We start from the raw sequence: 19,628 nt of genomic DNA, 5'->3' as shown, positions 1-19,628 counted from the left end.
CGCCGAGGCGACCCTTTTTCGTTTTAGCTCAACAGGCCGGCGCCGACGTTAATCGACAGCCCCAGGATCACCATATTGAACACGAAAGAGATGACCGATTGCAGCAGGGTGATTTTGCGCACTTCCGCCGCACCCACCGCCACGTCGGCGGTTTGCGACGCCACCGCGATGGTGAAGGAGAAGTAGGCGAAGTCCAGATAGGTCGGTTCGGCAAGATTGCCGGGAAACACCAGCGGCAGCGGGTCCTGCTGCGCGCCCTTACGGTAAAACTGGTGGGCGTAATGCATGGTGAAGGCGGTCGGTAGCAGCAGCCAGGACACCACCAACGTGGCACCGGTCAGCGTCAGATGCAGCGTTTTCAGCGAGTCACTGACCTGTTTGGCCGTGCCCAATTCAAACATGATAGACAGAATGCTCACCAGGCAACCGATGCTGACCAGCGCCAACACCATACTGGCGCTCTCATCCTGCAAGCGGGCGATCTGGCGGATGTGCTGTGGCGTGCTCACCAGCATCAAGCGCCAGAGAAACAGCAGGTAGAGCCAGGCCAGCACGTTCCAGCCGATCATCAGGCGTTGCAGTTCAGAAAGCTGAGCCGGCAGCAGCAGGTAGCACAGAATGCCGGCCCCCACCGAAAGCAGCAGCCTCGGCCGAACCTGCCAGTAGTGTTTAATCGACGAAGGAATGTACATAACGGATGGGGTTCCTGATTAACTTAATGGGGATAGCGCTTTGTTTAGCATAGAGGATATGGCTGCAAACACGCCGTTGTTTCGGTTATTTTTAGCACTTACGGTTGGATGCTGGACGAATGTTGGTTAACCTAAGACGGTGGTTTCCAACTGGCGATTGATGTCAGTATATTTTTGCGAGTTTATCCCATTAGGGACAAAGTTAGGACGACACGAATGAAAGATTTGAATGTAGTGGATGGCATCAACGGCGCCGGTAACTGGCTGGTGAAGAACCAGGATCTGCTGATCCAGTACGCGGCTAACATCGTCGCCGCCATCGTTATCCTGATTATCGGTTCGATTATTGCCCGAGTGATCGGCAACGCATTAAACCGCGTGATGAAGCTGCGCGGCATTGACGCCACGGTAGCTGATTTCCTGTCTGCGATCGTGCGTTATGGCGTGTTGGCGTTTACCTTTATTGCGGTGCTGGGGCGCATTGGCGTGCAGACCACTTCGGTGATCGCCGTACTGGGTGCCGCCGGTTTGGCCGTGGGTCTGGCGCTGCAGGGCTCGCTGTCCAACTTTGCCGCCGGCGTGCTGCTGGTGATCTTCCGTCCGCTGCGCGTGGGCGAGTATGTTGATCTGGGCGGCGTGGCCGGTACTGTCGATCAGGTGCAAATTTTTTCCACCACTCTGCGTACCGCAGACAACAAAACCATCGTGGTGCCGAACGGCAAAATCATTGCCGGCAACATCATCAACTACTCCCGCGAGCCGAATCGTCGTGTGGATATCGTGGTGGGCGTGGCCTATAACGCCGACATCGACGTGGTGAAAAAGGTGCTGGGCGATGTGATAGCGGCCGACAAACGCGTTATGCATGCCAAGGGCGTGACCGTGCGTCTGAACGAAATGGCACCCTCTTCGCTGAACTTCGTGACCCGTTCCTGGACCACCAACGCGGAGTACTGGAACGTGTACTTCGATCTGATGGAAAACTTCAAGCGCGCGCTGGATGCCAACAACATCGGCATTCCGTTCCCGCAGATGGACGTTCATCTCTATCGCACTGAACAAGCCGCCGCTAAAGCGGAATAAGCGAGAAGGGGCCCAGGCCCCTTTTTTTATTGCTGGCCGAGGTTATCTCCCTGAGAGGCAGCCTCGGCTTTTCGTTTTGTCAGTTTGGCAACGCAGATCCAGACGCGGGTACCTGGCGGTACAAGCTGAGCCGGTAGAGCGGGAGGTGGGCGACAGAGCCCACCGATACCGACACCAGGCGCGGAGCATCAGCAGGCCACGCCAGCCTCTGGTACAGCCTCGAAAATTACAGGTATAATCCCACAAATTATTCAACGGGTTCAGAAACGAAGATGACAAAACTCACCTTGCAAGAGCAGATGCTGAAAGCGGGACTAGTGACCAGCAAAAAAATGGCCAAAGTCCAAAAAACCGCTAAAAAATCACGGGTGCAGGCGCGTGAGGCAAGAGAGGCGGTGGAAGAAAATAAAAAAGCGCAACTTGAGCGTGATAAACAGCTAAGCGAACAACAAAAACAAGCCGCTTTATCTAAAGAGTATAAAGCTCAGGTGAAGCAGCTCATTGAAATGAACAGGATCGACATTGCAAAAGGCGATATCGGTTTTAACTTCACAGATAATAATGTAATAAAAAAAGTCGTTGTGGATAAGCTAACCCAAGCTCAGCTGATTAGTGGCCGCCTCGCCATTGCTCGTTTGGTTGCGGATAACAGCGCTGAGAGCCAATATGCAATCATCCCTGCGAGCGTAGCCGATAAAATTGCGCAGCGAGATGCGAACAGCATTGTATTAAATAGTGCGCTTAGTCAGGAAGAGCAAGATGAAGAAGATCCGTATGCCGATTTTAAAGTGCCCGATGATTTGATGTGGTAATTACCGTTTGCCTATATCGGGTGCCTTCGCGGCGGCATCGTTATAGCGACTTTCGCTTTCAGAACGGGCTGGCATGACGGGCTTTGATCTGTTCTTTGCCAATGGGATGAACAAAATGCAGTTCACTGGCATGCAGCATCAGCCGCGGGATCCGTTCGGTACCCGGCAGCAGGCGACCGCCATACAGGTCACAGCCCAAAATAGGGTGGCCCAACAGCTGACAGTGGATGCGGAGTTGATGAGTGCGCCCGGTTTCCGGGATTAGCTGCACCCGCGTCACTGGCAGTAACGTCCCGCCTTCCAACTCACGATAAAAGCGCTCAACGACCCGATAGCCGGAGCGAGCGGGCTTGCCGTGGGTTGCGCAAATCGACATCAGCGGGAACAGCGCCGGGTCTTTGGCAATCGCGGCGTCTATCACCCCTTCGTCGTCGTCCAGATGCCCGCAGAGCAGTGCGCTGTACACTTTGGTCACTGTTCGCTGGCTGAATTGTTGGCAGAGGGCGGCATTGACAGCTTTATTGCGGGCAATCACCATCAGCCCGGAAGTCCCGAAATCCAGGCGGTGGACCAGGGTGCAACCGGGGAATACCTGTACCAGCCGATGATGCACCGAATCCAGATTTTGCGGATTTTTCCCCGAGAGGCTGAGCAGCCCGGCGGGTTTATTGATCAGTACCAGACTCTCGTCCTGATAGAGATTTTCGATCTTGTCATGGCACGGCGGGGCAATAAAGGTATCGATAATCTTGGACATCAGGCTACCCGGACGAAGAGTGGGAGCGGATGATAACGAATTTTAAACCGACTGGCGAATCCGGCTATTCGTCTGACGGAGCGGCGGGTGGCAAGCTGTCACGCAGATTATGTCGCGATATTAATGGCCGTTTTCACCAGACGCCTCTCGGCGTCTGGCTACTACGGTGGCGGTTTGCCTGCAAGGGCGGGCTAACCCGACTTATTGCCCATAATAGGCGTTCTTGCCGTGCTTGCGCAGATAGTGTTTATCCAGCAACTCTTGCTGCATGCTGCCGATACCCGGCGTCAGCTGGCGTGAAAAAATCCCCATATAGGCAATTTCTTCCAGCACCACCGCATTGTGCACCGCGTTGTGCGGATCCTTGCCCCAGGCGAACGGGCCATGTGCATTCACCAGCACCGCCGGAATGGCGTTAGGGCTGATGCCGCGCCGGCGGAAGGTGTCGATAATCACCTTGCCGGTCTCCAGCTCATAGTCATGTTCAATCTCCTGCTCGGTCATCAGCCGGGTGCAGGGGATGGCGCCGTAGAAGTAGTCGGCGTGGGTGGTGCCCCAGGCGGGAATGTCCAGCCCGGCCTGCGCCCAGATGGTGGCGTGGCGCGAATGGGTGTGTACGATACCGCCGATATCGGCGAATTCACGGTACAGCGCCAGGTGGGTGGCGGTATCTGAAGACGGCTTCTTGCTTCCCTCGAGGGTGCGGCCGCTAGCGAGATCCACCACTACCATATCCTCGGCTGCCATATGCTCGTATTCCACGCCGGAAGGCTTGATCACCACCAGCCCGCGTTCGCGGTCCACCGCGCTGACATTACCCCAGGTGAAGGTCACCAGATTGTGTCGGGGCAGGTCGAGGTTGGCTTCCAGCACCTGTTGTTTAAGCTGCGGCAGAGTTAGCATGTCATTCCCCCTTGTTGCATTTTCTGTTCGATCCAGCGGCGAGCCTGAACAATCTCGGCCACCGGCTCCTCGGCTTTTTCGGTCCACATTTCGATCAGGAAAGCGCCGCGGTAATTAAGCTGTTTCAGCGTGCGGAACACGGCGACAAAATCCACGCAACCTTCGCCAAAGGGCACGTCGCGGAACTGCCCCGGCGAACTTTCGGTGACCGGATAGGTGTCCTTCAGGTGGATGGCGGCAATGCGGTCAATGCCCAGCGCCAGCTCCTGCGCCACATCGTTGCCCCAGGCACTGAGGTTGCCGACGTCCGGATACACCGTGAACCACGGCGATGCCAGACAAGCGTCCCAGGCCTTCCATTTGCTGATGGAGTTCATAAAGGCGGTATCCATGATTTCCACCGCCAGCATCACCTGGGCGGCGGCGGCACGCTCGACCGCCCATTGCATGCCCTCGGTAAAGCGCGCCAGAGTGCTGTCGTCCTGCTGTTCGTAATAGACGTCATACCCAGCGAGCTGAATGGTGCGGATACCGACGTCTTTCGCCAACTGAATGGCCTGTTCCATCACCTCGAAGGCGCGCTGGCGCAGCGCATCATCATGGCTGCCGAACGGGAAACGGCGATGGCCCGACAGGCACATTGACGGGATACTGATGCCGGTTTCCAGCATGGCGCTGACCAGCGACAGCCGCTGCTCCTTGCTCCAACTCAGACGTGCCAGCCGCTCGTCGCTTTCATCCACCGACATCTCGACAAAATCGAAACCGCAGGCTTTGGCCAGCGCCAGCCGCTCGGGCCAGGTCAGGTGTTTCGGCAACGCTTTTTCATAAATTCCCAACGGGTGCTGGCGCATATCAACCTCTCCAGATGTCATCAATGGCGGAACGGAACTGACCGGCGGCGGCCAGCGGATCGGCAGCCTCCGCCAGCGCCCGACCGACGATAAAGGCGGTCACGGCGATATCTTTGAACAGCGGTAAATCGGCCGGGGTGATACCGCCGGTGACCGACAGCTCGATGCCCAGATCCGACAGCGCTTTCATCAGATCCAGATCTTGCCGCCCCCAGGTTTGCCCGCTGGCCTGCGCGTCGCGGCCACGGTGGTAGATCGCCTGGCGGATGCCGAGCTCGCGCCACTGTCTGGCATCGTCCAGCGTCCAGCGGCCGAACAGCTCAATCTGAATGTCCCCCTGATGCTGCTGCGCCACTTCCAGTGCGCCGGCCATGGTGGCCAAAGGTGCGGCGCAGATCACCGTCATCCAGTCGGCACCGTGGCCGAAGGCCTGTTGCGCCAGGGTGCCACCGGCATCGGCCACTTTCAGGTCAGCCACCAACGTATGCTGCGGGCAGCGCTCACGCAGCGCGCTCACCGCCTGGATACCGGCGCTGATGCATAAAATGGTGCCGGCCTCGATGATGTCGACGTGCGATTGCAGGCGTTCTGCCGTCTGCAGGGCGGCCTCCAGCCGGGTATGGTCGAGCGCCAGTTGCAGGCGTGGTTTATTGCTCATGGAACCTCCTGATGGCCGGATTGCAGCCCTTGCAACGCCGTAATCAGCGCCTGATAATCTTGGTGTTTTCGAACATAGGCCTCACCGGCTGCGGGGTCCGGCAGCACCCGTTCGATGCGCGGTGCCAGCGCCAACTGGGCGGCGGTGAAATCACGGAATGCGCCGCTGCCGACCATGGCCGCCATCGCGGCACCCAGACAGCCGGTTTCCTCAACCTGCGGCAGTTCCACCGGCAGGCCGCTGACGTCGGCGAACATCTGCATCCAGGGCGCCGATTTGGCGGGGCCGCCGGTGACGCGCAACGCTTTAGCCGCCGGGAAGCGTTGCCGCATGCGGTTAAGGTGGGTCATATGACAGAACACCACGCCTTCGTAGATCGCCTGCACCAGATGTTCGCGCTGGTGGAAGGCCTGTAGGCCGTGGAAGCTGGCGCTCAGCCCCAGACCGGCGTTGGAGCCGTACAGGAAGGGGGCGAACAGCAGGCTGCTGGCGGCCTTGGGCAGCGCGGCGACCCAGTCATTGAGTTGGGCGTAGTCGCTCAGCCCCCATTGGCGGCAGAACCACTCCAGGTTGGCGGCTGAGGTGGGGCTGGCTTCGTGCACGATGTATTTCCCCGCCTCGGCGTGACGGCCATAGACAAAGGGATGGTCGAAACCTTCGGTGATGCTGTCGGTGATGCCGCTGGTGACCGACCAGGTCCCCATCACCGCATTAAGCCGCGTCTCATCCTGCAACCCGGCGCACAGCGCGGTAGAAACCACGTCAAACAGGCCGCCAACCACCGGCGTTCCCGGCAATAATCCGGTAGCCTCGGCTGCTACGGCGTTCACCCGCCCGGCGATCTCGGCGGAGCCAACGATCGGCGGCAGGGCGGGCATGATGTCGCCGATACCTAACAGTTGCGCCAACGCCGGGTCATAGCGCCCGCCGCTCATCTGATACAGGTTGGATTCGGAGATATTGGTTTCTTCGCAGGCCAGCTCGCCGGTCAGGCAGTAACGCAGGTAATCGTGCGCCATCAGCACGCTGCCAATCCGGCGGTAGCGTTCCGGCTGGTGCTGCCTGACCCAGCGCAGTAGCGAGACCGGGTGGCCGGTCCACAACGTTTGCCGCGTCTGTGGGTACAATGCCTGCGGCACGCCCTGTTTCTGCCACTCTTGCACCTGCGCCAATGCGCGCTGGTCGGAAGACAGCATGGCGTTGCCCAACGGCCGGCCTTGCTCGTCTAACAAAAACGCGCCTTTACCCTGCGCCGAGATGCCGATGGCCTGAATATCAGCGGCGGCAATGTCGTTGCGGGCCAGCAATTCGCGGATCACCTCGGCGGCGGTATGCCACAGCGTGGGCATGTCACGTTCCGCCCAGCCGGGTTGCGGCGCGACAATCTCCAGCGTACGGCGGGCTATGCCCAGTTCTGTGCCATTCCGGTCATACAGGCCGGCTTTGATAAAGGTGCCGCCGCAGTCCAGCCCCAGCCAATAGTCCATTATTCGGCCCCCGCTTTTTGGTCGCATCGGTTCGGCAGCATCAACGCCAGCACCGAGGCGATGGCCAGCGACACCGCGAGGCTGTAAACGCCGACGTCTTTGCTGAACAAGGTGATCAACACGCCGACCATATAGGGGCCGCAGAAACCGCCGAGGTTGCCCAGTGCATTGATCACGCCGCGTGCGCCGCCGGCCACTTCGGCGTTAAACAGCTTGGGCGGAATGGTCCAGAACACCCCGGCGGCGGCCTGGATAAAGACGCCGCAGCCCACCAGCGCCGCGTACGACCACCAGATGTGATCCTTCAGCAGTACCGACAGCGCCATGCAGATGGCAAAGCAGGCCAGCGGCAGTGCGACGAATACTTTGCGCTTGCCGGTGCGATCGGAGAGGGTGGAAATGATCAGCATGCCGAAGATGGCGCCGATATAGGGCAGGATAGCCAGCATCCCGACCTGCTCCATATTGCCGTTGGTGAGCCCTTTGAGAATGGTCGGCAGCCACAGGGTGTAGCCGTAAATCCCGGTCTGGTAGAAGAAGTTCACCAGAATCAACTGCCACATGATTTTGTCGCCCAGCACCCGACGCAGCGAGGCGTTGCGCACCGTTTTGCCTTTGATCAGCAACTGTTCGTCGTGCAGCGTTTTGATCAGATAATCTTTTTCCGCCTGCGAAATCCATTTGGCCTCTTGTGGACGGTTGCTGATGGTGAAATACCACAGCACCATCACGACCAGCGACAGCGCGCCCTCGACCAGGAACAGCATGCGCCAGTCCCAGGCGGTGATGATCCAGCCGGACAGCGGTGCGGTAAGGATGCCGGCGATCGGCACGAACATGATGACGATGGCGTTGGCGCGCCCGCGTTCCTTGTCCGGGAACCAGTTGCTGATCATGGTCAGCACCACCGGCAGCATGCCGCCTTCGGAAACGCCGAGGGCGAAGCGCAGGAACAGCAATTGATACTGGTTAGTGACCAGCCCGGTCAGCACGGAAATCACCGCCCAGGCCAACAACGACCAACCGATGAATTTTTTGCCGTTGCCGTACACCGCCAGCTTGCCGCCGGGTACCTGCAAGAACAGATAACCGATAAAGAAAATACCGCCGGCCAACCCGGCCATCGAGGCGGTGATGCCCAGTTCATCGTCCATGCCGCCGGGCATGGCGAAGGCGATGTTCACCCGGTCCATATAAGAAATAATGCAGGTAATAAGAATAGGCGGCACTATTCTCAACCAGCGTAATTTGGGGATCGCCTGGCTTTGGGTGACAGAAACAGAGGCTGTATTCATATATACACCTGTAGAGTCATTTAGTGGTGTTAAGGCGTAGGGGTGCCTACACAGGCCCGCAGGCCCGTGTCGTTCAGGGTTATAAACTCGGTGTTGCTTATTGGGCGTTAAATAACGCCAGCGGTATTTTCACCACCACTTTGCGAATAGCGCAGGGCCGTTGATGAATACAGGCCGGACGATGAACGTCCTGCGGAAAAAACACCGCGAAATTGCCGGGGCGCATTGTGAGCCAGGATTCGTCCGCGACGTCCTGATAAAAAATGATGTCGCGCTGCGCCAGCAATTCCTGATGGATCGGGTTATCGCCGCGATCTGCCGCTACGCCGATCAATTCGGTGCCGCTGACCAGAAACTGTACGTCTACGTTCTTGCGGTGTACTTCGGGCCGCAGTTCGTCCGACGGTTGAGTGTGCAGATCCAGCACCTGCACCACGTAACCCGTGGCGGGATCTTCATAACGCCCGGCGGGCAGGGCGCTGAAATCGGTATTCTGCAAATAGGCGACGGCGTTGGCGACCGGCGCAGGGTACTGTTCGGATGCCGTATTGGCGATATGACCGAATATCATGGCGGTTCTCCTGTTACAGCGCCTGAATGCGCGCCCAGACGCGTTCATCGACCGGAATGCCGTCGCGCATGTTTTCCGCCTGGATGCGCGGGAATTTATGGCCCGGCAGGCGAATGGCGACTTCCGGGTTATCGCGTTCGGCGCTGGTGATGTAATCCATGATCCGTTGCAGCTTTTCGTCGCGGGTATTGCCGTCGATCAGGCGCTCGATCTCAATGGCGATAAACACCTGGGATACCCCGTACTCGTCGCGGTTGTCTTCGGTCACTTCCGCCACCGAGGATCCGCCGGACAACAGGGTGGCGATCATATCCAGCACAATCGACAGCGCCGATCCTTTCCAGTAACCCATAGGTAAAATGCGGCGGTTCTCTTCAATGGTGGCCGGATCGCGCGTCAACTGGCCGTCGTTGTCGAAGCCGCCGTCTACCGGCAGCGTTTTGCCGGCCAGCCGGTTCAGCTCCAGCGCGCCGTAGGAGAACATCGACATCGACATATCCACCATGGTGATTGGGTTACCCGGCACTGCGACGATCAGCGGATTGGTGCCGATGCGGCACTCTTTGGATCCCCACGGCGGCATCACGGCTATCGAGTTGGTCCAGCAGATGCCGATATAACCTTTCTCCGCCGCCTGCCAGCCGTAACCGCCGCCGCGCATCCAGTGATTGGCGTTGCGCAGCGCCACCAAGCCGATACCGTGGCTATCGGCCAGTTGCATGGCGCGATCCATCATCCTGCGGGCGGTGAGGTTGCCGATGCCCTGATGGGCGTCCCATTGTTCGATTGCGCCCAGCGACAGCAGCTTGCTGGGTTCGGCGTCCGGCACGATATCGCCTGCGTCGAGCTGCTGAATAAAGCGCGGAAACCGGTTAACGCCGTGGGAGTAAACGCCGCTGGCCGAGGTGTCGGCGAACATGCCGGCGCAGTCGTCAGCCGTGGTTTCCGCCACGCCCCGCGACAGCAGTACGCGTTTGAATTGCTGTTTCAGATCGGTGTAACTCACTCTCATGCGGGCTCTCCGTTACGGCGTATTTGCGTGTTTTGCGTTCGTTAAATTTCAATATGCGAAATTGCATTTCAAATAAATGCTATACCTGCGGATGAGTGAAGTCAAAGTAAGCAAAGAGAAAGTTATTTATATAAAACAGTGGGTTAAATTAATCTGATGGTTTTGTGATCGGCGGCACGTTTTTGGGCTGTTGACGTGCTTCAGGCGTGACAAAGCAGAGCGGAACAGGCCCGCTCTGCGTTCACTTCTCCTGTCAGTTATCCCTGAGTATTCAATACCCTGCGGTATAACGAGGTGGTGGCGGTAATGTACAGCTCGTTGCCGTCCGGCCCACCGAAGGTGCAATTGGAGACCCGTTCCGGCACGTCGATTTTTCCCTGCTGTTTCCCCTGGCTGTCGAAGATCAGCACACCATCGGCGCAACTGCAAAACAGGTTGCCGGCCCTGTCTACGCAGAAGCCATCCGGGAAGCCGGGGGTGACGGTGGCGAAACGCCGGCCGCTGCTCAACTCACGCTCATCGACCTGATACACCCGCAATTCGCTGCGGCCGAGGGTCGGGAAATCGACGATCGACATATCTGCCACGTACAGCAACGACTCATCCGGTGAAAAGGCCAGGCCGTTCGGGCGCTGCAGATCGCAGGCGGCAATGTTCAACGAACCGTCGCGCGGGTCAAAGCAGTAGAGATAGCAGCCGATCACCTGGCTTTCCGACTTGTAACCTTCTTCGTCGCCGGTAATGCCGTAGGGTGGATCGGTGAACCAAATCGTGCCGTCAGAGCGCACCGCCACGTCGTTGGGTGAATTGAAACGCTTGCCGTCAACGCGTTCGATCAGCATGTGCACTTCACCGTTGCTTTCAGTGCGGGAGATGCCGCGGCGTCCGTGCTCGCAGCTGACCACCCGCCCTTCGGCGTCGCGGGCATTGCCGTTGGCGTAGTGAGAAGGGGAGCGCCACAGGCTCAGCTCCCCCTGCCGTGACCAGCGGAACATGCGGTTGCCTTTCACATCGCTGAACACCACCGAATCCTGTTGCGGCAGCCACACCGGCCCTTCAGCCCAGATGGCCGGTGAACACAGGCGCTCAAGCTGATGGTCCGCCATCAGTCCGTTCATACCGACCTCCGCTTACTTCACGCCCCAGATGGTTTTGTAGTGGCCCTGATAATCATTTTGCGGGTCATACAGGTTGTTGCTGCCACCGTCGGCGGCGATGTTGTCGCGCGTCACCAGGTGCGCCGGCGTGACATAGCCGGAAGGTGGCTGCTTGGCGAAGGCGCGGTTGAACTCATCCAGCAGTTGCCAGCCGTGCAGTTTCAGCGGTTCGGGCACCGTGGCAGACTGGCTGTCGCCGGAACGGATGCGCTGATAGGCGGAAATGGAGCCGTCGCCGGCGGAGATGTTATAAGGCGCGTTCTTGCCGCCTTTGCCTGCGGTTTTCAGCGCCGGCGCCATGAAATCAAAGTACAAATCGTTGATCGCCAGCGCGTACTGGAATTTATCGCCGTATTTCTGCAACAGGCTGAAGGTCATGGCCGGCATGCGGTTGGAGGTGTCCGACAGCGGGGTGTCGATGAATTCCACCACTTTACAGCCACTGCATTTGCCGATTTCTTCTTTCATCACGTTGGCCTTGTCCAGCGCGATTTGATACAGAGAATCGGTAAAGATCAGCACGCTGGCCTTGCCGCCGGATTGCACCACCGCGTATTGGGCGGCGATGCGCGCCACTTCGTTGGAATCTGAGGTGACGTTATAGAACACATTGTATTTGGCGATCGGTCCCGGCTCCGGCACCGCGTGCCAGGCGGTCAGCACTATGCCTTGCTGGATGGCCTTCTTCAGCGGGATCTTGGCTACGTTCGGGTTCCAACCGCCGATCACGATGCCGTCCGGTTTCTGAGCGATCGCCTGATTGAGCGAAGCCAACTGGTCTTTCACCGAGCCGCCGCCGTCCAACGTTTCCAGCTTCCAGCCGGCGGCTTTCGCCGCTTCGCTAAGCCCTTCTTGCACGCCCTGCACGCCGCCGTTTTTCATGTCCGAAGCGATAAAGATGATTTTCTTGTTGGCCTGCAACTGCGGGCCGCTGGTCGGCCCGTCCCACTGGGTGACGCTGGCGGTGGCCTTGGCGACCGCCGCCGTGGCCTGATCGAGATAGGCGTCGGCCCAGGCGGGTGAGGCGGCGCTGGCCAGCAGCAGGGTAGTCGGTAAGATCCAAAGACGTTTCATTGGGTGAGCTCCTGGTTAAGGATTGATCGCTTTTTGGTTATTTTTATCCGCCGTAACGGCCGGGCTGCGTTGTACCGCTTTTTGATTGAGTAACCGGCGGCGCTGGGCATAGCCCGCCAGGGTGATCGACAGCAGCAGCGTCGCGCCGTTGAACAGCGGCTCGACCCAGAATTCGCCGCCGAACTGCTGAATACCGGCGATGCCGATAGCCAGAATGGCGATGCCGACCACGGTGCCCCAGACGTTAACCCGGCCGGGGCGAATGGTGGTGCTGCCCAGGAAGGCGCCGACCAGCGCCGGCAGCAGGTAGTCCATGCCGACGCTGGCCTGGCCGACGCCCTGTTCGGCGGCGATCAGTACGCCGCTGAAGCCGGTCAACACGCTGGAGGCAATAAAGGCGCCGACAGTAAAGCGGTTGACCGAGATGCCGTTTAACCGCGCCGCCGCCGGGTTGCCGCCCACCGCGTACATGCAGCGGCCCAGCGGAGTATGTTCGGTGATCAACCACAGCACCACGGCGACGATCAACACGTAGAACGCGACGATCGGGATCCCGCCGATCTCGGTGTGGTGCAGGGCGATAAAGGCGTCCGGCAGATCGCCGACGATCTGGCGCCCGCCGGAGTGCCACAGCGCTATCGCATACAACACGGTGCCGGAACCCAGGGTGGCAACGAAGCTGTCGATATCCGCCAGCGCCACCAGAATGCCGTTCAGCAGGCCGTACAGCGCGGAGATGACCAACACGGTCAGCACCGCCATCTGCCACGAGAAGCCGTATTCCACCTGCAGGGTGATGGCGAGGATATGCCACAACACGATGCCGAAGCCGACGTTAAGGTCAATTTTGCCGACGATCATCGGAATGGTCGCCGCCAGCGCCAGCAGGGCGATCTTGGATTTGCTGGAAAGGATCGCCTGCACCGTCAACATCGAGGCGAATGACGGCGCGATCAGCGAAAACAGGACAACCAGCGCAACACACAGCAGCAGCAGGCCGTAGCGGGTGAGAACCTGCATCAGCCACGGCCCGACGCCGTCTTGCGACAGGTTGACCCTTTGCTCAAGTGCCGTTGATTTAACAGATGTTTTAGACATTACCCACCTCAGATTCTAACGTTGTTGCGAGGGTTTCCCCGGCGCTGGCGGAGGCCAGTTCCAATAAATTGGCGAATGACACCTGCTGATTTTTCAGCTCGCCGACCACTTTTCCCCGGTTAAACACCAGAGCGCGGTTGCAGATATGGGCGATCTCCTCAAAATCGTTGGAGACAACCAATACCGCCACGCCTTCTGCCAGGGATTTATTTAAGAGATGATAGATTTCCGCCCGTGCGCCGACGTCCACGCCGGCGGTGGGATCTTCCAGGATCAGCAGCGGTGCGCCCAGGTGCATCCAACGCGCCATCACTACTTTCTGCTGGTTGCCGCCGGACAGGGCGCTGATATCGATATTGACGTCCTTGGGCCGTACATCGAACAGCTGGACCTTCCACCAGCTGGCGCCTATTTCCGCGCGGCGGCTGTAGCGCGAAAGCAGCTTGTGGCCGGAAGCCGTCGGATTGATAAACAGGTTTTCACGCACGCTCATCGACATCACCAGGCTTTCGCCGGTACGATCGCCTGCCACCAATGAGACGCCGCAGGCCATCGCCTGTTGCGGGTTGCCGGCCGTATAGGGTTGGTCACGAAAACGGATCTCGCCGCCGTCGGCCTGGCGCAGACCGAACAGCAGCCGGCCGATCTCCTCTTGCCCGGCACCGCGCAGACCGGCCAGCGCCAGCATTTCGCCCGGTTGCAGGCTGAAACTGACCGGGCCGATATCGCCCACCACCAGGTTATTGAGCTGCAATACCGGCGGCCGGTGTTCCGGCAGCGGCTCGCGCTGATCGTCGGCCATGGCTTCGCCAACGATCATCTGCACCAGATCGCGCAGTGTGTAGTCGGCGGTATTGCCACCGGCCACGTAGCGCCCGTCGCGCATTACGCACACCCGGTCGGCAATCTCGATCACTTCATCCAGCCGGTGAGTGACGTAAATCATGCCGACTTTTTTGGCGCGCAGCCGGTTGATGACCGCGAACAGATGGCGCACGTCGTTGGCGGGCAGCGAGGCGGTGGGTTCATCCAGCACCAGCAATTCGGCATTGACCGCCACCGCCCGGGCGATCGCCAGCAATGATTTTTCGGTGCGCGACAGTTCGAATACCCTGGCATCGGGATCCAGCGCGATGCCGACGTCCTGCAACGCCTGAACGGCGCGGTGGCGGATGGCGCGCCAGTCGATCAAGCCAAAACGGCGCGGGAAGCCCATCACCAGCGCCATGTTTTCCGCTACCGTCATCCATTCGATCAGCCCGAGATCCTGATGAATAAAGGCAATAGGCTGGCGGCTGTCACTTTTTATCGCCGCAGCGGAGGCTATGCTGGTTCCCTGAAACTGAATGTCGCCGCCGTCGCGCGGGTAAACCCCCGCCAACACCTTGATCAACGTCGATTTTCCTGCGCCGTTCTCGCCCAGCAGCGCCAGTACCTCGCCCGGCATCACTTGCAGGCTGACGTCATTGACCGCCACGTTGCCGCCAAAACGTTTGACGATGTGGCTGAGGGTGAGAATGGGTTGTTCCGCATTGTCTGGTGTCATGTGATGCGCCCCTGGTGTCCGGCATGCGCGATCGGCGCAATGCAAAATGGGTGAACTTCTGGTTGTTATATCGCCTTTAAATTTCATTATGCGAAATTCAATTTCAAAAATAATATGCCGATCGGTGATCTAAAGCAAAGCCAGAGGCATTTTAATTGTTGTTTTAAAACAATGTGTTATTTGTCTCTTTGCGGAATTGTGACGAACAACTCACTTCAGGGATTACCCGATTGTTGCGCATTTTCAACCTGCTGCTGACAATGAAACGGCGTTCCGTCTTCACCTGATGCGGGCCTTGGGGTAACATTCCCGACAAAGGGTCCGCTTGCCACGCCGTGGCGTTGGCCGGCGGCTCGACACTGGAGAAATTGCGTTATGAGCCTGAAAGCTGTCGACGAGAAAGATGACAAGAAAGATAAACCCCTGGGCAGCCAAAGCCTGTTCCGTGGTTTGCAACTGATCGAGATCCTGAGCAATTTCCCTAATGGCTGCCCGCTGGCGCACCTGTCCGAGCTGGCGGGAATGAACAAAAGCACTGTCCATCGTCTGTTGCAGGGATTGCATACCAGCGGCTATGTGACTCAGGCGCCGTCGCCTGGCAGCTATCGCCTGACCACCAAGTTTATTTCCATCGGCCAGAAGGCGCTTTCTTCGCTGAATATCATCCACGTTGCCGCGCCGCATTTGGAACAGCTGAATCTGGAAGTGGGGGAGACGGTGAATTTCTCCAGCCGGGAAGATGACCACGTCATTCTGATCTACAAACTGGAGCCGACCACCGGCATGATGCGCACCCGTGCCTATATCGGCCAGCATATGCCGCTGTATTGCTCGGCGATGGGCAAGATTTTCATGGCCTACGGCAACAGCGACTATCCCGAACACTATTGGCAAACCCATCAGCAAGAGATTCAGACGTTGACGCGCAATACCATTACCGAGTTGCCGAAGATGTATGAGGAATTGGCCGATATCCGCCAGCGCGGCATGGCGATGGATCGTGAAGAGAATGAGCTGGGCGTGTCCTGCGTGGCGGCGCCGGTATTTGATATCCAGCAGCGGGTTCCCTATGCGGTGTCGGTGTCGCTGCCGACCGCCAAACTGCAACAGATTGGCGTGAAGGCTCTGATCAAGCCGGTGTTGGCGACGGCACAGCGCATTTCCCAGGAATTGGGGTTTGTGATCCCGGCTTGAGTATTAGCATCCCTGATACTTGATTAGAAATATCAATTTCACCTAATAATTACTTCCTCGTATGATGCGCGTGTTGACCGACACGCGCCCCCCGAACGGCGCTTTTTCTCTGTGAGGAACACCATGCTAGCTGTCTTTCTGCAGGGCTTCGCCTTGAGCGCCGCGATGATCTTGCCGCTTGGCCCGCAAAACGTCTTTGTGATGAATCAGGGCATCCGCCGTCAGTACCATCTGATGATTGCGTCGCTGTGCGCATTGAGCGATATCGTGTTGATCTGCGCCGGTATTTTCGGCGGTAGCGCCTTACTGAGCCGTGCGCCGCTGTTGCTGGCGGCCGTCACCTGGGGCGGAGTGGCGTTCTTGCTGTGGTACGGCTGGGGCGCATTTCGCACGGCGTTCAGCCGACACTTGGCCCTGGCGACGGCAGAGGAGTTGAAACAGAGCCGCTGGCGTCTGGTGGTCACCATGCTGGCCGTGACCTGGCTCAATCCGCATGTCTATCTGGATACCTTTGTGGTGCTGGGCAGCCTGGGTGGCCAACTGACGCCGGATGTGCGCTCCTGGTTTGCGCTGGGTGCGGTGAGCGCCTCCATCGTCTGGTTCTTCGCGCTGGCCCTGTTGGCTTCCTGGCTGGCGCCGTGGCTGAAAACCCAACTGGCGCAGCGCATTATCAATACGCTGGTGGGGCTGGTGATGTGGGCCATCGCAGGGCAATTGGCCTGGCAGGGGGCAAATTTATAAGAATTTGTCACTAATCCGAATTTAAAAACCCGCGTGATATGCTACGTTTTATGCCAAGGAACCGGCTGTCAGGCCGGTAATCAGTTACAGCCTGTCATCAAGGAGACACTGTGAAGCTTAAAGCATTGGCTATGGCCGCAATGGTTGGATTAGGGACGCTGCCTCTGGCGCTGCAGGCGGCGGAGTTGCCGGAAGGGCCACACGTAGTCACCTCGGGTACCTCGAGCGTAGACGCTACCCCAGATATCGCGACGCTGGCTATCGAAGTCAGCGTTTCTTCCAAAGACGCCGGGCAGGCGAAAAAGCAGGTCGACGAGCGCGTGGCGCAATATTTCGATTTCCTGCAGAAAAACAATATCGAGAAGAAAGACATCAGCGCCGCCAATCTGCGCACTCAGCCGGAATATGATTACCTGAAAACCGGCGAGTCGGTACTGAAAGGCTACCGTGCGGTACGTCAGGTACAGGTGACGTTACGTCAACTGGATAAACTGAACGAGCTGCTGGACGGCGCGTTGAAATCCGGCCTGAACGAGATCCGCTCAGTTGAGCTGGGAGTGGCGAAGCCGGATGTTTACCGTGAGCAGGCGCGTCAGAAGGCGATTGAGAACGCCACCCAGCAGGCCGCTTCATTGGCGAAAGGGTTTAACGCCAAGCTGGGGCCGGTCTTCAGTATTCGTTACCACGTGGCCAACTACCAACCGATGCCGGTGGCGCGCATGTATAAATCCGCGGGTGCAGCGGCGGAAACCGATGCGGCGCAAACCTACGAACAGCAAAGCATTCACTTTGACGATCAGGTCGATGTGGTGTTCGAGTTGCAGCGCAACGCCGCTCAGTAACGGCAGGCTTGTTGCAGTAAAAAAGGTTCGCCACGGCGAACCTTTTCCATTTAATCCTGGCGCAGAACCTGGCGGCCATGCTCCAGCAGGGCGTCGGTCACTTTGCGCATCATGCGGCTCTCCGGCGCGAAGCGGTGCCAGAACAGCATGCGGCGCTGGAACAGGCCCGGCGTCAGATCGATAAGCTCACCCGAATCCAGCTCTTTCTCAATTTGCAGGTGCGGGATCATGCAGCAGGTGGTGCCCTGGCGCGCCAGTTGCACGAAGGCTTCCGACGAGTTCACGATGTGGCAAGGCACGCTGCCCGGCGACAGATCAAAGTTCTGTTGCAAGAAAGCCTGATGCATATCGTCGAGATGATCGAACGCCACCGCAGGCGCTTTCAGCAGCGCGGAGCGCGTGACGCCGTTCGGGAAGTAGCGCTCGGCAAAGCCTTTCGAGGCGACGAACAGATAATCCAGTGCGCCCAGTTGATCCACCAGACAGCTTGGCAGCGGCTGCGGCTGGATACTCACCGCACCCACCACTTCACCGCGGCGCAGCCTTTCCTGGGTACGCGTTTCGTCTTCCACCTGCAGGTTCAGGCGAATGGGGGAATCGGTCAGCACCGGTTTCAGCGCAGGCAGCAACCAGGTCGCCAGACTGTCGGCGTTGACCGCCAGCGACAGTAGCAGCGGCGTATCGGCGCCGGTGTCGTTACCCAGCCACTCCTCTTCCAGCAGTTCCACCTGGTGCAACAGCGCCAGCAATTTCTGGCCCTGCTCGGTCGGCCGCGGCGGTACGGTGCGCACCAGCAGCGGCTGGCCGAACAGATTTTCCAGCTGTTTAATGCGCTGGGATACCGCCGATTGGGTGATGCAAAGTTTCTGCGCGGCGCGCTCAAAGCCGCGCTCACGGATCACCGCGTCCAGCGCTTGCAGCGTTCGATAGTCTGGGCGTTTCATCGGAAAGATATCCCTTAAATTAGATTGATACTGGCACTATGCCACATTTCTGGCGTTTTACAGGTGGAAAAATCACGGGGCTATCTTGCTGCGGCGCGCCTAAAAATGCGGCTTAGGGTGAAGAAGTGTGATCCTGCCGGAGTGAAAAATAGCGATTTACCCTATAATACGCACACGTTTTCGTACAGAGGCAATGGACATATCATGACGCAGGATGAACTGAAAAAAGCGGTTGGCTGGGCAGCGCTGGATTACGTTACCCCGGGCACCATCGTTGGGGTGGGCACCGGCTCTACCGCCGCCCACTTTATTGACGCACTCGGCTCCATCAAGCACCAGATCGAAGGGGCGGTGTCCAGCTCCGACGCCTCTACCGCCAAGCTGAAAAGCCTGGGCATCCACGTGTTCGACAGCAATGAAGTGGATTCGCTGGATATTTACGTCGACGGCGCGGATGAAATCAACCGCCAAATGCAGATGATCAAAGGCGGCGGCGCGGCGCTGACGCGTGAAAAAATCATTGCCGCCATCGCGCGCAAGTTTATCTGTATCGTCGACTCCAGCAAACAGGTGGACGTGCTGGGCAAATTCCCGTTGCCGGTGGAAGTGATCCCGATGGCGCGATCTTATGTGGCGCGTGAGCTGGTGAAGCTGGGCGGCCTGCCGGAATATCGTCAGAACGTGCTGACCGACAACGGCAACGTGATCCTCGATGTGCATAACCTGAGTATCATGGATGCCATTGCGCTGGAAAACAAAATCAACGGCATCGCCGGGGTAGTGACCGTCGGCCTGTTCGCCAATCGTGGTGCGGATGTGGCGCTGGTCGGTACGCCTGACGGCGTGAAGGTGGTTGAATAAACCCCCATGCTACGGAGGCGCGTAGAGTGCGCCTTTATCTTGTATGT

The 19,628-nt window shown here is 58.5% G+C and carries 20 protein-coding genes; 6 read left to right on the top strand and 14 right to left on the bottom strand.

Going from position 1 to position 19,628, the window contains the following annotated elements:
- Nucleotides 1-23: 23 nt before the first annotated feature.
- Nucleotides 24-692: a DUF1345 domain-containing protein gene (locus tag SPL01S_RS23715; RefSeq protein WP_013814419.1), complete on the bottom strand. Its 669-nt coding sequence runs from the start codon at nucleotides 690-692 to the stop codon at nucleotides 24-26.
- Nucleotides 693-908: 216 nt separating this feature from the next.
- Between SPL01S_RS23715 and mscS the strand changes: the two genes are divergently transcribed.
- Nucleotides 909-1,775 (top strand): small-conductance mechanosensitive channel MscS, encoded by an 867-nt coding sequence (mscS, locus tag SPL01S_RS23710; protein ID WP_063203100.1) that lies wholly within the window; start codon nucleotides 909-911, stop codon nucleotides 1,773-1,775.
- 272 nt (nucleotides 1,776-2,047) lie between these two features.
- The gene (locus SPL01S_RS23705) at nucleotides 2,048-2,587 is read left to right on the top strand and encodes a DUF2058 domain-containing protein (RefSeq protein ID WP_063203098.1); all 540 of its coding nucleotides are present in this window, start codon (nucleotides 2,048-2,050) and stop codon (nucleotides 2,585-2,587) included.
- A 58-nt stretch (nucleotides 2,588-2,645) separates the two neighbouring features.
- Here SPL01S_RS23705 and SPL01S_RS23700 read toward each other — a convergent pair whose 3' ends face one another.
- The 12 genes from SPL01S_RS23700 to SPL01S_RS23645 all read right to left on the bottom strand — a co-directional run bounded on the left by SPL01S_RS23700 (nucleotide 2,646) and on the right by SPL01S_RS23645 (nucleotide 14,999).
- Nucleotides 2,646-3,344 carry an RluA family pseudouridine synthase gene (locus SPL01S_RS23700; RefSeq protein ID WP_063203096.1) on the bottom strand — a complete coding sequence of 233 codons (699 nt, stop codon included), beginning with the start codon at nucleotides 3,342-3,344 and terminating at the stop codon, nucleotides 2,646-2,648.
- 201 nt (nucleotides 3,345-3,545) lie between these two features.
- Nucleotides 3,546-4,247, bottom strand: coding sequence for an L-ribulose-5-phosphate 4-epimerase (gene araD, locus SPL01S_RS23695; RefSeq protein ID WP_062868548.1), 702 nt, complete (start codon nucleotides 4,245-4,247; stop codon nucleotides 3,546-3,548).
- Nucleotides 4,241-5,101 (bottom strand): L-ribulose-5-phosphate 3-epimerase, encoded by an 861-nt coding sequence (locus SPL01S_RS23690; RefSeq protein WP_004952556.1) that lies wholly within the window; start codon nucleotides 5,099-5,101, stop codon nucleotides 4,241-4,243. Before SPL01S_RS23690 ends, araD begins: the two co-directional genes overlap by 7 nt.
- A gap of 1 nt (nucleotide 5,102) precedes the next feature.
- Nucleotides 5,103-5,759, bottom strand: a complete 657-nt coding sequence (ulaD, locus tag SPL01S_RS23685) for a 3-keto-L-gulonate-6-phosphate decarboxylase UlaD (protein ID WP_063203094.1) — start codon at nucleotides 5,757-5,759, stop codon at nucleotides 5,103-5,105.
- The gene (locus SPL01S_RS23680) at nucleotides 5,756-7,246 is read right to left on the bottom strand and encodes an FGGY-family carbohydrate kinase (RefSeq protein ID WP_063203091.1); all 1,491 of its coding nucleotides are present in this window, start codon (nucleotides 7,244-7,246) and stop codon (nucleotides 5,756-5,758) included. Before SPL01S_RS23680 ends, ulaD begins: the two co-directional genes overlap by 4 nt.
- A complete protein-coding gene (locus SPL01S_RS23675; protein WP_013814412.1) occupies nucleotides 7,246-8,541 on the bottom strand; it encodes an MFS transporter in 1,296 nt (431 codons plus the stop codon). The genes SPL01S_RS23680 and SPL01S_RS23675 overlap by 1 nt, the downstream gene beginning before the upstream one ends.
- Nucleotides 8,542-8,638: 97 nt before the next feature.
- The gene (locus SPL01S_RS23670; protein WP_063203089.1) at nucleotides 8,639-9,112 is read right to left on the bottom strand and encodes a NanQ anomerase/TabA/YiaL family protein; all 474 of its coding nucleotides are present in this window, start codon (nucleotides 9,110-9,112) and stop codon (nucleotides 8,639-8,641) included.
- A gap of 13 nt (nucleotides 9,113-9,125) precedes the next feature.
- On the bottom strand, nucleotides 9,126-10,124 hold the full coding sequence (gene yiaK / locus SPL01S_RS23665) for a 3-dehydro-L-gulonate 2-dehydrogenase (RefSeq protein WP_006327774.1): 999 nt from the start codon (nucleotides 10,122-10,124) through the stop codon (nucleotides 9,126-9,128).
- Between the two features lie 257 nt (nucleotides 10,125-10,381).
- Nucleotides 10,382-11,242 (bottom strand): SMP-30/gluconolactonase/LRE family protein, encoded by an 861-nt coding sequence (locus SPL01S_RS23660; protein WP_063203087.1) that lies wholly within the window; start codon nucleotides 11,240-11,242, stop codon nucleotides 10,382-10,384.
- A gap of 12 nt (nucleotides 11,243-11,254) precedes the next feature.
- Nucleotides 11,255-12,355, bottom strand: a complete 1,101-nt coding sequence (locus SPL01S_RS23655; protein WP_062868538.1) for an ABC transporter substrate-binding protein — start codon at nucleotides 12,353-12,355, stop codon at nucleotides 11,255-11,257.
- A 15-nt stretch (nucleotides 12,356-12,370) separates the two neighbouring features.
- Complete coding sequence (locus SPL01S_RS23650; RefSeq protein ID WP_063203085.1) at nucleotides 12,371-13,453, bottom strand: ABC transporter permease; 1,083 nt, start codon at nucleotides 13,451-13,453, stop codon at nucleotides 12,371-12,373.
- Complete coding sequence (locus SPL01S_RS23645) at nucleotides 13,446-14,999, bottom strand: sugar ABC transporter ATP-binding protein (RefSeq protein ID WP_063203082.1); 1,554 nt, start codon at nucleotides 14,997-14,999, stop codon at nucleotides 13,446-13,448. Before SPL01S_RS23645 ends, SPL01S_RS23650 begins: the two co-directional genes overlap by 8 nt.
- Nucleotides 15,000-15,374: 375 nt before the next feature.
- On the opposite strand from SPL01S_RS23645, the gene SPL01S_RS23640 reads away from it, so the two are divergent.
- From SPL01S_RS23640 to SPL01S_RS23630, 3 genes are all read left to right on the top strand, one after another.
- The gene (locus SPL01S_RS23640) at nucleotides 15,375-16,193 is read left to right on the top strand and encodes an IclR family transcriptional regulator (protein ID WP_004952526.1); all 819 of its coding nucleotides are present in this window, start codon (nucleotides 15,375-15,377) and stop codon (nucleotides 16,191-16,193) included.
- Nucleotides 16,194-16,316: 123 nt separating this feature from the next.
- On the top strand, nucleotides 16,317-16,934 hold the full coding sequence (gene argO, locus SPL01S_RS23635) for an arginine exporter ArgO (protein WP_063203080.1): 618 nt from the start codon (nucleotides 16,317-16,319) through the stop codon (nucleotides 16,932-16,934).
- A gap of 110 nt (nucleotides 16,935-17,044) precedes the next feature.
- Nucleotides 17,045-17,776, top strand: coding sequence for an oxidative stress defense protein (locus tag SPL01S_RS23630; RefSeq protein ID WP_004952521.1), 732 nt, complete (start codon nucleotides 17,045-17,047; stop codon nucleotides 17,774-17,776).
- Nucleotides 17,777-17,826: 50 nt separating this feature from the next.
- Here the strand turns inward: SPL01S_RS23630 and SPL01S_RS23625 are convergent, their stop codons facing one another.
- Nucleotides 17,827-18,720: a LysR family transcriptional regulator ArgP gene (locus tag SPL01S_RS23625; RefSeq protein WP_006327766.1), complete on the bottom strand. Its 894-nt coding sequence runs from the start codon at nucleotides 18,718-18,720 to the stop codon at nucleotides 17,827-17,829.
- A gap of 204 nt (nucleotides 18,721-18,924) precedes the next feature.
- Here SPL01S_RS23625 and rpiA point away from each other — a divergent pair, with 204 nt between their 5' ends.
- Complete coding sequence (gene rpiA / locus SPL01S_RS23620; RefSeq protein ID WP_006327765.1) at nucleotides 18,925-19,581, top strand: ribose-5-phosphate isomerase RpiA; 657 nt, start codon at nucleotides 18,925-18,927, stop codon at nucleotides 19,579-19,581.
- Nucleotides 19,582-19,628 lie beyond the last annotated feature (47 nt).

The organism is Serratia plymuthica NBRC 102599 (assembly GCF_001590925.1).
In the GTDB taxonomy this organism is placed as follows: domain Bacteria; phylum Pseudomonadota; class Gammaproteobacteria; order Enterobacterales; family Enterobacteriaceae; genus Serratia; species Serratia plymuthica.
This window is presented reverse-complemented; position numbering and strand designations above follow the sequence as displayed.

Excerpts from the sequence above, each read along its gene's own strand:
- SPL01S_RS23640 (WP_004952526.1), top strand. The coding sequence starts at position 15,375 with ATGAGCCTGAAAGCTGTCGACGAGAAAGATGACAAGAAAGATAAACCC.
- SPL01S_RS23645 (WP_063203082.1), bottom strand. The coding sequence starts at position 14,999 with ATGACACCAGACAATGCGGAACAACCCATTCTCACCCTCAGCCACATC.
- yiaK (WP_006327774.1), bottom strand. The coding sequence starts at position 10,124 with ATGAGAGTGAGTTACACCGATCTGAAACAGCAATTCAAACGCGTACTG.
- rpiA (WP_006327765.1), top strand. The coding sequence starts at position 18,925 with ATGACGCAGGATGAACTGAAAAAAGCGGTTGGCTGGGCAGCGCTGGAT.
- SPL01S_RS23625 (WP_006327766.1), bottom strand. The coding sequence starts at position 18,720 with ATGAAACGCCCAGACTATCGAACGCTGCAAGCGCTGGACGCGGTGATC.
- ulaD (WP_063203094.1), bottom strand. The coding sequence starts at position 5,759 with ATGAGCAATAAACCACGCCTGCAACTGGCGCTCGACCATACCCGGCTG.
- mscS (WP_063203100.1), top strand. The coding sequence starts at position 909 with ATGAAAGATTTGAATGTAGTGGATGGCATCAACGGCGCCGGTAACTGG.
- SPL01S_RS23655 (WP_062868538.1), bottom strand. The coding sequence starts at position 12,355 with ATGAAACGTCTTTGGATCTTACCGACTACCCTGCTGCTGGCCAGCGCC.
- SPL01S_RS23715 (WP_013814419.1), bottom strand. The coding sequence starts at position 692 with ATGTACATTCCTTCGTCGATTAAACACTACTGGCAGGTTCGGCCGAGG.
- SPL01S_RS23670 (WP_063203089.1), bottom strand. The coding sequence starts at position 9,112 with ATGATATTCGGTCATATCGCCAATACGGCATCCGAACAGTACCCTGCG.
- SPL01S_RS23705 (WP_063203098.1), top strand. The coding sequence starts at position 2,048 with ATGACAAAACTCACCTTGCAAGAGCAGATGCTGAAAGCGGGACTAGTG.
- SPL01S_RS23660 (WP_063203087.1), bottom strand. The coding sequence starts at position 11,242 with ATGAACGGACTGATGGCGGACCATCAGCTTGAGCGCCTGTGTTCACCG.
- araD (WP_062868548.1), bottom strand. The coding sequence starts at position 4,247 with ATGCTAACTCTGCCGCAGCTTAAACAACAGGTGCTGGAAGCCAACCTC.
- SPL01S_RS23690 (WP_004952556.1), bottom strand. The coding sequence starts at position 5,101 with ATGCGCCAGCACCCGTTGGGAATTTATGAAAAAGCGTTGCCGAAACAC.
- SPL01S_RS23675 (WP_013814412.1), bottom strand. The coding sequence starts at position 8,541 with ATGAATACAGCCTCTGTTTCTGTCACCCAAAGCCAGGCGATCCCCAAA.
- SPL01S_RS23700 (WP_063203096.1), bottom strand. The coding sequence starts at position 3,344 with ATGTCCAAGATTATCGATACCTTTATTGCCCCGCCGTGCCATGACAAG.
- argO (WP_063203080.1), top strand. The coding sequence starts at position 16,317 with ATGCTAGCTGTCTTTCTGCAGGGCTTCGCCTTGAGCGCCGCGATGATC.
- SPL01S_RS23680 (WP_063203091.1), bottom strand. The coding sequence starts at position 7,246 with ATGGACTATTGGCTGGGGCTGGACTGCGGCGGCACCTTTATCAAAGCC.
- SPL01S_RS23650 (WP_063203085.1), bottom strand. The coding sequence starts at position 13,453 with ATGTCTAAAACATCTGTTAAATCAACGGCACTTGAGCAAAGGGTCAAC.